This is a genomic window from Paraprevotella xylaniphila YIT 11841, from assembly GCF_000205165.1.
GTDB lineage: Bacteria > Bacteroidota > Bacteroidia > Bacteroidales > Bacteroidaceae > Paraprevotella > Paraprevotella xylaniphila.
The window spans coordinates 16,275-28,310 of record NZ_GL883809.1 but is presented as its reverse complement, the minus strand read 5'-3'; the positions used below and the strand labels follow the sequence as shown (position 1 = coordinate 28,310).

Below are 12,036 nucleotides of genomic sequence, written 5' to 3'. Positions count from 1 at the left end.
GCGCTTGTTGTTGAACTTTAGAGTTTATGAAAATTTATTTTTGTCGCTGTAAAGTTCTATATTTTTTGCGCGGATGAATGGTTTTTACGTTGCAAAGAATGGAACGTAGGTTGCATTCCGGCTTTTTTGATATATCTTGAAAGCCCATGCAACCTACGTTCTATGAAAAAGGGGGCTGTTCCTTTAGGTTTTGTGGTATTGGGTAGGAAGTACGCCGAATTCTTTTTTGAATGATTTGGTGAAATGGCCGGGACTGCTGTATCCTACTGAATATGCGATTTCCGCGACGGACAATCGTCCCTCCGTAATCAGTTGGGCGGCGTGTTTCAGTCTGGTATTTCTTATGAAGTCAGTGGGAGACATACCGATAACAGAACGCATCTTGCGGAATAAGGTTGCCCGGCTCATGGCCATGTCGTCACTAAGTTCATCTACGGAATATTCGGAGTTGTCCATGTTCTTTTCTACGAACCGTAATGCCTTGTTCAGGAAATCTTCATCGGCCGGTGATATGGTAACGTCCTTGGCCTCGGCTGCGGTGTTTTGTTTAAACTCGTTTTGTTGTTGCCGCCTTTGCGCAAGAAGATTATGGATGCGGGCAGTCAGGATTTCCCATTTGAACGGTTTGGTCATATATGCGTCCGCACCTTCTTTGTAACCCCGCTCTTCATTCTCCACACTGGCACTGGCCGTGAGTAATATGACGGGAATATGGGATACCTCGATGTTGTGTTTGATTCGTTTGCAAAGTTCAATGCCGTCCATTTTAGGCATCATCAAATCGGTGATGATGATGTCTGGTTTTTGTTGCAAGGCCACGGTCTCGCCTTCTTCTCCGTCCGAAGCCTCTAATACGGTAAAGTGGCGGCTTAGTTCCTCTTGCAAATAATGACGGAATTCATCGTTGTCCTCTACCAATAATATTGTAGGAAGGACGATGGAACCGACGGGCAAAGGGGAATTGTCCACCGGATTCTCCTGTTGCGGAACTTTGGGGAGAAGCTCGGAGGGTACATGGCTAATTTTTCCTACGGGAATACGGACGGTAAAACAGCTTCCTTTTCCGGGAACGCTTGATACTTCGATTTTTCCGTTGTGCAGTTGTACATACTCTTTGGCGACATTCAGTCCTATGCCGCTTCCTGTATTGTCCTTATGGGAGTTCGCCTGATAGAATCGTTCGAATATATGTTCCTGCTCTTCTGCCGGTATGCCGATACCGTCATCCTCAACTTGTATGACGGCCATCTCTCTCCCGTCTGAGGGTTCCGGATAGGCTTTTAAGGTTACGTGTCCTCCCTGAGGGGTGAATTTGAATGCGTTGGACAACAAGTTATTCACCACCTTTTCTATTTTGGGGCTGTCCGCAGTGATAAGAAAGGTTTCTGGATGGCAATGAAAGTCAAAACGGATATTCTTTTCTTCAGACATGGGAAGGAAACTTTCATAAATACGCGATAGCATATCCTTCAGGTTGAAAGTTTCTAAAGCCAATGTTTCACCTTTCATCTCGATTCTCCTGAAATCAAGTAGTTGGTTGACTAACGAAAGAAGGTTGTGGGCATTCCGGTCGATGGTTTTCAGTTGCTTTCTGGTGTCGGGATTCTCTTCCTTTTTCAATAGGCTTTCCAATGGCGCGATGATAAGCGTCAGTGGTGTGCGCAGTTCGTGGCTGATATTGGTGAAGAACCTGTATTTCATCTCTTCCAGTTGTTTCTGGGCTGCCAGTTGGTTTTGGGCTTGTTGGCGTTTCAGCACATGGCGGATCAAAATGAAAAGCACGGCCACGACTCCCAGAACGTACAGGAAATACGCAGCATAAGTTTCGTACCACCACGGTGCACGGTAGATATGTAAGGTTTGGACTTGTGCCTCATTCCAATGCCCGTTGGCATCTGTAGATTTGATTTCGAGACTGTTGTCTCCCTTGGAGAGTTGCGACAGATGGATACTGTTTTGCCCTTGCGGCAGGATGTTCCACTCTTCGTGGCGACCGGTGTGCCGGAACGCAAAGCGGATATTCTGGCTGTGCAGGGGCGTGAACGTGGAAAGGTATAACGTGAGGTCTTGTGCGGAAGACGGGAGTTCCAAAGTCGTTGTAGCCGAGGAAACCGGTCTTGTCTTGGAGTTGACCGTGACGGTTGTAAGACAGGGAAGAAACTCTTTTTCTTTTTGTTGGTCTAAGAAGGCATCCGCTCGGACTGTCAAATAACCGTTTGTGCCTCCGATATGGAAACAATCGTTGCTATCTTTGTACATGCAAAGGAAGTTTTCCATATTGATGTGGGGAGAGGATGCCCGTAAGGTGCTGAAAGTCTGTTCGCCCGGAGTGAATATCGTGACGGTTTGCCGGGTGAGAATCCATAGTTTCCCTTCACGGTCGGTCGTGATGCCATAGATGCTGTTGCCGTCCAGGCCGCATGCCTGATCCATGGGATGCAGGGTATTGCGTTGCAGGTCGTAATGGAGTATGTTGCCTTTGGCCGTGCTGATCCAAAGGATTTTTCCCGGTAGCAGGGCTAATCCAAGGCAATTTCCGGCTATTTTTATTCTTTTTTTTGTTCCTTGGCCATCTATGACGAGCAGCCCGTTGTTTTCGGTGGCGATGAATACGGTGCGTCCGTCCGTGATGATGTCATTTACCATAGGTGCGGAAGCCCACATTTTTTCCAATTTGTGGTTTGACAGGGAGTAGCGGTATAAATTCCGGGAAGTACCGATCCAGAGTTGTCCGTATGCGTCTTCGTGAAGTGTGCGGATGTGTTCATCCGCTTCGGCAAAGGGAATCATATTCACGATTTCGGTTTCTTGTATGCCATTGTGTTCAAATGTAAGACGGATTATGATGTTGTCTTTGAGGATGCAATAGATTCCTTTTCTGTTGCGTACTTTCGTAAGTAGAGGGGTGGTTCGTCTGTGGGACAGTTTGCTGATGAACACTTTACCGCTATTTGGAAAGTAGGCGAAAAGCTGTTTTTGCTTATTCAGGCACCAGATGAGGCTGTCTTCGTGTATCAGCAAATCCATGTTGGTGGGGATTCCGTGCCTTTGGAGAAGTTGCGTGCTATAACGTTGGATGGTGGAATCCAAAGAAGAAAGGATGAAGGAATTATGGTTGCTTCCTGCAATCCATAGGTTGTTTTCATGGTCAAATATAGCAGACGCAAAGACTTTGTTTTCCAGTTGTAAGGATGGTGGCGTGCTTGATCGTTCCAAGCTTCCGTCAGGATAAGTCTTGTAGCGGCACAAGCCGTCGCCGCTTCCTGCCCACAGGTCACCCGATGTTGGGTCTTGCAACAAGTTATAGATGATTTTTGCGGAAGGGCTTCCTAAGGCTCCTTCCCGTATGGGGATATAAATGCTGCTGCTGTTCCGGGCATCGGGGCGGAAGCGGAAGAGCCCGTTGCCGTATGTAGCGAGCCAAATGAAATGGTTGTTCTTGTCCCGTACCAATGCGGTGGGAGGAGTATCGAACGGCCAATAAAAGGGGACGAAACGTTGTTGTTGCCTGTCGAACCGGCATAGTCCGCCTTTTTGTAATGTAATCCATAGATTGTGCGTTTGAGGGTCTTCGAAGAAAGACGATACTTTATTTGGTACGCCTTGCCATTCTATGTCGTAGCTGTGGATGAGCCGGGCGGAACGGGCATCGAAACGGTACACTTTATTGTTGGTGGCAATGTAGACCGAACCGTCGGAAGTTGCTTTGATTTCATCAATGCTCCATAAGTCGAAGCCGTGGCCTTCTATGGGCGTGATGAGGTAGTCGTTTTTGTCCAGGATATAAGCTCCCCGCAAGGTGCCGAACCAGATTTTTCCGGAAAGGTCTTCGGTGATACAAGTGATATGGTTATGTTTGATTACGTCCGGTGTCTTGAAGTCGGAACGGAAGATTTGAATGTTGTAACCATCGTCACGGCATAAACCGTCTTCCGTGCAATACCATATAAAACCTTCCGAATCTTGGAATATCTTTTTGATTTGCTTGTTGGGGAGTTGGTCGTAGTGGGGCAGCTCGAATCGGCCTATGTTTTGCGATTGGAGCTTGCATGTTCCCGTGATGAAGGTGATGATGAGGAACATGTAGGTTGTGCAGTGATAAAGTGCTTTGTTCATCATTCATTGAAATTAAGGTTAAATCGACCGATGAAATTAAGGCGGTATTCTGATTGGTATTAATAAAGGGAGTGCCGGAATGTGCCGACACTCCCTTTGTCATCTATGAATTGATTGGAGAAGCTTATTCGCTCCAATCCATCTTGGTCATGCGCACGTAGCTCTGGTAACGCTTCTTGGCCATATCCTCGCAAGCGTTGAAGAGGTCGGCGGCTTCAGCTGGGTATTGCTTCATGACGGAAGCAAAGCGGACTTCGCCTTTCAGGTAATCCTGGAAAGCATCCCAGTCAGGCTCTTTGGAGTCGAGCGAGAACGGGTTCTTGCCTTCGGCTTCCAAAGCCGGGTTGAAACGCCACAAGTGCCAGTAACCGCACTTCACGGCTGCTTCTTCCTCTGCCTGCGATTTGCCCATGCCCTTCTTCAAACCGTGGTTGATACAAGGAGCGTAAGCGATGATGATGGACGGGCCGGGATAAGCCTCGGCTTCGCGGATGGCCTTCAGACACTGTGCCTGGTCGGCTCCCATGGCAATCTGTGCCACGTACACGTAACCGTAAGTAGTGGCAATCATGCCCAAGTCTTTCTTGCGTACGCGCTTGCCGGAAGCGGCAAACTTGGCAATGGCACCGAGCGGGGTTGCCTTGGAAGACTGGCCACCGGTGTTGGAATATACTTCAGTATCCAATACGAGGATATTGACATCTTCACCCGAAGCGATGACGTGGTCCAGACCACCGTAGCCGATATCGTAAGAGGCACCGTCGCCACCGATAATCCACTGGCTGCGTTTTACCAAATAGTGTGCCAGTTCGGACAGTTTGGCGCAAGCCGGGCAACCGGCAGCCTTGCCTACTTCAATCATCGGGACGAGTTTTTCGGCAGCGGCCTTGCTGGCATCTGCGTCGTCCTTGCCTTCGAGCCATTCCTGAGCGGCAGCCTTGAAGTCGGCCGGAGTCTCATCGGCAGCGATGGCACCCTTGAGCAGCTCTTCGATACGTGCACGCATCTTCTTGTTGGCCAATGCCATACCGAGCCCGAATTCGCAGAAGTCCTCGAACAAAGAGTTGGCCCATGCCGGACCTTGACCTTTGGCGTTTGTCGTATAAGGCGTAGAAGGAATGGAACCGGAGTAGATGGAAGAACAACCGGTGGCGTTGGCTACGATTTCACGGTCGCCGAACAGTTGTGAAATCAACTTCACGTACGGAGTTTCACCGCAACCAGAACATGCACCGGAGAACTCGAACAACGGCTGTGCGAACTGCGAGTTCTTCACGTTGCTCTTGATGTCTACCAAGTCTTGTTTGCTCTTCACGTTCTTCACGCAGTATTCCCAATTCGGAGCTTCATCGAGTTCCTGTTCCAACGGAACCATTGTAAGCGCCTTGCCCAATTTCGGGTTGCCCGGACATACGTCGGCACAGTTGCCACAACCCAAGCAGTCCATCACGCTCACCTGGATGCGGAAATTCATGCCTTTCATGGCTGCCGGAGCCTTCATTTCGATGACCGGAGCGTTGAAGCCCTTCATTTCCTCAGCATCAAGGACGAACGGACGGATGGCAGCGTGGGGACAAACGTATGCGCACTTGTTGCACTGGATACAGTTGTCGGGGTTCCATGTCGGGACGAAGGCTGCCACACCGCGTTTCTCGTATGCGGCCGTACCTTGCGGCCAAGTACCGTCCTCGATGCCCTTGAATGCGGAAACTTTCAGCAAGTCGCCGTCCTGTGCATTGATAGGACGAACCACTTCGTTGATGAATGCAGGGTCGTTGTTGGCCGGAGCAGCATCGGCTTCGAGTGTGGCCCATGCCGGGTCTACGGCCAGTTCCTTGTATTCACCGCCACGGTCTACGGCAGCATAGTTCTTGTTCACCACGTCTTCACCCTTCTTGCCGTAGGACTTCACGATGAACTTCTTCATTTGTTCAACAGCGAGGTCTACCGGGATTACGCCGGTGATACGGAAGAATGCAGACTGGAGGATGGTGTTGGTACGGTTGCCCAACCCGATTTCCTGTGCAATCTTGGTGGCGTTGATGTAATATACCTTAATATTGTTCTTGGCAAAGTAAGCCTTTACCTTGTTCGGCAGGTTCTTGGCCAGTTCCTCGCCTTCCCAGATGGTGTTGAGCAAGAACGTACCGTTCTTCTTCAATCCACGGGTCACATCGTACATGTGGAGATAAGCCTGAACGTGGCAAGCCACGAAGTTAGGCGTGTTCACCAAGTAAGTGGAGCGGATGGGAGAATCTCCGAAACGCAAGTGAGAGCACGTGAAACCACCGGACTTCTTAGAGTCGTAAGAGAAGTAAGCCTGGCAGTGCTTGTTGGTGTTGTCGCCGATAATCTTCACGGAGTTCTTGTTGGCACCCACCGTACCGTCGGCACCCAAGCCGTAGAACTTGGCTTCGAACATGCCTTCGCCGCCCATGGCCACCTCTTCTTTCTGAGGAAGCGAAGTGAACGTCACGTCGTCCACGATGCCGAGGGTGAACTGGTTTTTCGGTTCCGGAAGAGCCAGATTCTCGTACACGGACAAGATTTGTGCCGGAGTCGTGTCGTTAGACCCGAGGCCATAACGTCCGCCTACGATAACCGGGGCGTTTTCCTTGCCGTAGAAGCATTCTTTCACATCCAGATACAGCGGTTCGCCGTTGGCACCCGGTTCTTTCGTGCGGTCCAGTACGGCAATAGTCTTGGCTGTGGCCGGAACGGCAGCCAAGAAATGTTTGGCCGAGAACGGACGGTACAGGTGAACGGCTACCAAGCCCACCTTTTCGCCCTGTGCGGTCAGGTAGTCGATGGTTTCGCGGATGGCTTCGGTTACGGAACCCATGGCGATGATGACGCGTTCAGCGTCTGCGGCACCGTAGTAAGAGAACAAGCCGTACTTGCGGCCGGTGATTTCAGACACCTTGTTCATGTAGTCCTCTACGATGGCGGGAACTGCATCGTAGTAATTATTGCAAGATTCACGGTGAGTGAAGAACGTGTCGGGGTTTTCGGCCATACCGCGTGCCACCGGATGTTCGGGCGACAAGGCACGGCTGCGGAATTCCTTCAAAGCCTCCTGGTCTACCAAGGGAGCGAGGTCGTCGTTTTCCAGCATTTCAATCTTCTGGATTTCGTGAGACGTACGGAAACCGTCGAAGAAGTTCAGGAACGGCACGCGGCTCTTGATGGTAGACAAGTGTGCCACGCCGGCCAAATCCATCACTTCCTGTACGGAACCTTCGCACAACATGGCGAAACCGGTCTGGCGGCAAGACATGACGTCCTGATGGTCGCCGAAGATACACAGTGAATGAGAAGCCAAGGTACGGGCCGACACGTGGAACACGCAAGGCAGCAGTTCGCCTGCAATCTTGTACATGTTCGGAATCATCAGCAACAAACCTTGGGATGCCGTGTAAGTCGTGGTCAGCGCACCGGCCTGCAACGAACCGTGGACGGCTCCGGCGGCACCGCCTTCCGACTGCATTTCTTGTACCAACACTGTTTCGCCGAAGATGTTCTTACGGCCCTGTGCTGCCCATTCGTCCACGTATTCTGCCATGGTCGACGACGGGGTGATGGGGTAGATGGCTGCAACTTCCGAGAACATATACGAGATATGCGCTGCGGCCTGGTTACCATCACAAGTGATAAACTTTTTTTCTTTTGCCATAATAATGATTAATATTACGAGATTAAACTACAATTTCTTTATATTCAACTTAATATAGGAATCCGAACAACCATATCGGTATTTCGTTCCCGTGCCCTATTTCTATCTTATGCCGGGCATATATCGTTTCGGCGTTCCGCCGTCGTTCTTCGTTGGGGCAGATTTTGAACTTCAGGTTTTCGTCCACCAGGAACGAAGTACCCTTTTCCCCCTTGTTCAGTTTATGGTCTTTCCACATCGTGTTTTGGAAGAAAGTCTCCAGGATGTCCTGCTCTTCCAAGCGGCACGGGTAGATGACGTACATCAAGTTGCTGTTGTGCATCATGATCCGGGCCGGTTTTTTGGGAAAGGTTTCCCCTTTCGGATAAATCATGTTGATGAGCCGTGCGTCGGCCAGATACTTGATGTAGTTCATTACCGTGGCCCGCGACGTGTGGATGTCCTCTGCCAACTGGCTGACGTTGGGAGCCACCGGGCTGTCTATCGCGAGCAAATATAGTAATTTTTTGATTTTCGCCAAATATTTCAGCTCTATTTGTTTGATGAGCAAGATGTCCACTTCGAGCATCATGTTCATGGTCTTGAGCAGGTTTTCGGAGAAATTCCGCTTTTCTAAGAAGAACGGGTAGAAACCGTGGTGCAGATAGTCTTGGAAGAACTTCAGCGGACTGGCTTTAGGCAGGATGCTGCGTACGATTTGTTCATGACGGTTCAGGATTTCGTCGAGCGTATAAGACGGGAAGTCGTTGCCCGTCTGCAAGTTGAGAAACTCGCGGAAAGAGAAACCTCTCAGGTTGTATGATTTCACCAGGCCGTTCAGTTCCGGGTTTTCCGTCTTCAGCCGCATGACGGACGAACCGGTGAATACGATTTTCAGCCCCGGCAGCGTGTCGTAGCATTTGCGCAGGTCCGTGCTCCAGTCCGGTTGTTTGAACACCTGGTCGATCAGCAATACTTTTCCCCCGCCTTCGTAGAACTCTGTGGCGAATTCGGCAATGCCCTTGCCCTGAAAATAGAAATTGTTCAGATTGATGTAGAGGCATTTCCGGTCTTCCACGTGGAAGTGTTCTTTGGCATATTGCAGGAGGAAAGTGGTCTTTCCTACTCCGCGTGTACCTTTAATGCCAATCAGACGGTCGTTCCAGTCTATCTCGTCCATGAGGGCGCGACGGACAGGAGCGTGGGTGTGCTCCACAAGGTACGCATGTGTTCTGAAAAAAGACTCCATCCTTTGGTGCTTGATACAATATGCAAAGATAGTGCAAAACCGCAAAAGTGCAAAGTCGGGTTGGCAAAATCTTTGTTTTTTCTTCATTTTCTTATTCGAAGCATGCAGATTGTCAAATTGTCAATTTCGGCCTTGTAGGAATGCGTCATTTGGGGCTGAAGGCGGGGAAGTGCGGAAATACGCGATTCTCGCGCGCCGGGGAGATGACATTTTGAACTCCCTTCGGCCTGTCGGGCTTTCAAGATGCACGGCATGCAGGCACGACGTGCGTACGGGGGCGGGATTCGTGGAAGCATGAAACGGACTCCGTAGGGCATCCTGTCATTCGTTTTTTGCAGTCCGGCGCGTCTCGTTTAGGAGAAAAATGAGCCGTATGGGCATATTTTTTTTCTGTTTTCAGGGCTTTTCTCCACTCGCATGCGGAGAAGGATGCCCCATCACGAGGACAAAAAAAATGTTTTCTCAGCCGAACGAAAAATCATTCGGCTGTGATTGAAATGCGTTTAAGCTGAAAAAAGTCTAAAAACAAGGTTGAAATGTGAATTTATGTATCTGAAAAAGGGGTGAAAACAACATGGAACGTAGCCGGAACATGGAGCGTCTCATTCGGAGAAAATCCGTGGGACTTACGTTTTGTCGGTAAAAAGGGGGTATGTCCTTTCATTTGTTTATTAGGAAAGTTTCCTGTGCTTCTTATTCCGCTTGTCGGAAGGACTTTTTAAGCGGCAAACGGGTACGTCCTAAAGGGAAAGGATTTTGCCGTTTGCCGCATCTGAAATGGAGATTAGGTAATGGATTTGGTTTTTTACTGTTTGGCTTCTTCTGGAACTCCTCCCCATCTTTGGTCCAGACGGGTGGCCTCTTCGCGGGTGATGCCGATGACGGAACCATGGCGCGGATGGAAGTCTTTGACGAAGGTTTCCGGTTTGGAACTGAAATGGATGAGGTCCTTGCTGCGTTGGAATTCATAGCGTCCGCTGCTGTAAAGGTCGTACATCAGGATGTATTCGTCCGAATCGTTCAGTTTGAATATGCTGGAGCCTTCCACGTGCGTGCGGGTTCCGGCATACGCGTCGAGATATGCGAAATGTTCTTTCCACGGGCCGCGCAATGACGGGGCCGTGGCTTGCTGTATGCCGCTTTTCAGTTCTTTGCCGTTCCGGTCTTTGGTGTTTCCTTTATAGAAGAAATGATAGGTGCCGTCTTTATGGATGATGTCGCCGTCTATGGCACCGTATTTGGGGGCGAACATCAGTTGGGGCTCGTTTTCAAATGCCGTGAAATCTTCGTTGGCGTATGCGCAATAGAAATTGAGGGCGGTGTCGTATTCGAAGCGTACGGTGAAGTAGACTAAGTATTTCCGTGCTTCGGGGTCGTAAATGGTTTGGGGTGCCCACACCCATTTGATGTGGGCGAACTTCTCGGGATAGGATTTTTCCAAGTCGACGATGCCGTGTGTCCAATCGGTCAGGTTGCCGGATTTGAGCAGGACGATGCCGGGATTGTATTCCCAACCGTTCTTTCGGGTGAACATGTCTGTGGCCGTGATATAAAAGGTATGCCCGTCTTCTCCGCGCAGGATGTGCGGGTCGCGTATGCCCCCCGTTTGGGATATTTCGTCCGATGGGATGACGGGGCGGTTCCCGTTCAGGGCTTTCCAGTGTACGGCATCCGCACTCACAGCAAATCTCAGTTGTTCTTGTGCCATCAGTTCGCCCGAACCTTCAAAGTAAGCAAACAGATAGGCGGTGTAGTCCTGCGTTTTTTGTGAAGTGCAACTTGTGAAAGACAAGATGGAGATGCAAGCTAAGATAAGAACGTTTTTTCTCATGTTTCTTTGATTGATGTTTGATATTTGACAGGGCAAAAGTAGGCTCTTTTTTCAGGAAGGACTGTTTCTCTTGTTGCATGTAATGGAAGATTGGTTTCAAAAAGGCGGATTTTGCGATAATGGGGGCGGGGAAGTGTTTGTGGGGTGAAATGTAGGGCAGATTATAGGTGGAGTGGAAGTAAAGCGTTATATTTGTCGGATAAATTTAAATGTGGAATTAAAAAACAATTCGAAAAATGAGACTTATTTCTGTATTTTTGGCATCCTTTTGGCTGCTTTCAGCCGTACGGGCGCAAGTATATGAATGGAAAGCGGAAGGAAATCCCGTGGTGCGGCATAAATATACAGCCGACCCGGCAACCCTGGTTTATAAGGATACGCTTTGGATTTTTGCGGGCGAAGATTTTGAGGGCAACCAGCAACGTACGCACATGGAGAATTGGTGCGTGTTCGCTACGACGGATTTAGAACACTATCGGGAATATCCCGTACCGTTGCGCGCGGACGAGTTCAAGTGGTCTTCGGGAATTGCATACGCTTCGCAGGTGGTGGAAAGGAACGGGAAGTTTTACTGGTATGTCAGTACCGACCATACGGGCATCGGGGTGGCTGTGTCCGACCGTCCGGAAGGCCCTTATAAAGATGCGTTGGGCAAACCCTTGTTGACCGTGGCCGATTGTTTCGCGTCTCAGAAACAGTGGGCTTGCATCGACCCGACAGTTTTGATTGACGATGACGGGCAGGCTTGGATATTCTGGGGCAACGGGGAATGCTATTATGCACGGCTGAAAGAAAACATGATTGAAATCGAGGGGGAAATCCGCCAAGTGAACTTCGAGGGGTTTGTGTTTGAAGAAGCTCCTTGGATTCACAAGCGCGGTGATAAGTATTACCTATCTTATGCCAGCGGTTTTCCCGAGCGTATCGCTTACGCCATGGCCGACGATATAGAGGGGCCTTGGGTTTATCAGGGCATTCTGAACGAATGGGCCGGGAATAGCAGCTCAAACCATCAGGCTATTCAGGAATATAAAGGCAGGTGGTACTTTTTTTATCACAACGGTGCCTTGAAGGGTGGGACATCGTGCAGCCGGAGCGTATGTGCCGATTATTTATATTATAATGCCGACGGCACGATGCGGCGCGTGCTGATGACCTCGGAGGGCGTTTTGCCGGCCGGGAAGTAAA

At 49.8% G+C, this 12,036-nt stretch carries 5 protein-coding genes; 1 reads left to right on the top strand and 4 read right to left on the bottom strand.

Annotation, left to right across the window (positions count from 1 at the left end; all coding sequences use genetic code 11):
* Nucleotides 1–183: 183 nt before the first annotated feature.
* From HMPREF9442_RS00785 to HMPREF9442_RS00770, 4 genes are all read right to left on the bottom strand, one after another.
* On the bottom strand, nucleotides 184–4,119 hold the full coding sequence (locus HMPREF9442_RS00785) for a hybrid sensor histidine kinase/response regulator transcription factor (RefSeq protein ID WP_008624212.1): 3,936 nt from the start codon (nucleotides 4,117–4,119) through the stop codon (nucleotides 184–186).
* 121 nt (nucleotides 4,120–4,240) lie between these two features.
* On the bottom strand, nucleotides 4,241–7,789 hold the full coding sequence (gene nifJ / locus HMPREF9442_RS00780) for a pyruvate:ferredoxin (flavodoxin) oxidoreductase (RefSeq protein WP_008624210.1): 3,549 nt from the start codon (nucleotides 7,787–7,789) through the stop codon (nucleotides 4,241–4,243).
* 49 nt (nucleotides 7,790–7,838) lie between these two features.
* Nucleotides 7,839–9,017 carry an ATP-binding protein gene (locus HMPREF9442_RS00775; RefSeq protein WP_040602426.1) on the bottom strand — a complete coding sequence of 393 codons (1,179 nt, stop codon included), beginning with the start codon at nucleotides 9,015–9,017 and terminating at the stop codon, nucleotides 7,839–7,841.
* Nucleotides 9,018–9,822: 805 nt separating this feature from the next.
* The gene (locus HMPREF9442_RS00770; RefSeq protein WP_008624185.1) at nucleotides 9,823–10,848 is read right to left on the bottom strand and encodes a glycoside hydrolase family 43 protein; all 1,026 of its coding nucleotides are present in this window, start codon (nucleotides 10,846–10,848) and stop codon (nucleotides 9,823–9,825) included.
* Nucleotides 10,849–11,084: 236 nt separating this feature from the next.
* On the opposite strand from HMPREF9442_RS00770, the gene HMPREF9442_RS00765 reads away from it, so the two are divergent.
* Entirely contained in the window at nucleotides 11,085–12,035 is a 951-nt protein-coding gene (locus HMPREF9442_RS00765; protein WP_008624184.1) for a glycoside hydrolase family 43 protein, read from the top strand.
* Nucleotide 12,036 lies beyond the last annotated feature (1 nt).

What these genes read in the sequence shown, in the direction of transcription:
- HMPREF9442_RS00785 (WP_008624212.1), bottom strand. Translation starts at nt 4,119, where the DNA reads ATGATGAACAAAGCACTTTATCACTGCACAACCTACATGTTCCTCATC.
- nifJ (WP_008624210.1), bottom strand. Translation starts at nt 7,789, where the DNA reads ATGGCAAAAGAAAAAAAGTTTATCACTTGTGATGGTAACCAGGCCGCA.
- HMPREF9442_RS00775 (WP_040602426.1), bottom strand. Translation starts at nt 9,017, where the DNA reads ATGGAGTCTTTTTTCAGAACACATGCGTACCTTGTGGAGCACACCCAC.
- HMPREF9442_RS00770 (WP_008624185.1), bottom strand. Translation starts at nt 10,848, where the DNA reads ATGAGAAAAAACGTTCTTATCTTAGCTTGCATCTCCATCTTGTCTTTC.
- HMPREF9442_RS00765 (WP_008624184.1), top strand. Translation starts at nt 11,085, where the DNA reads ATGAGACTTATTTCTGTATTTTTGGCATCCTTTTGGCTGCTTTCAGCC.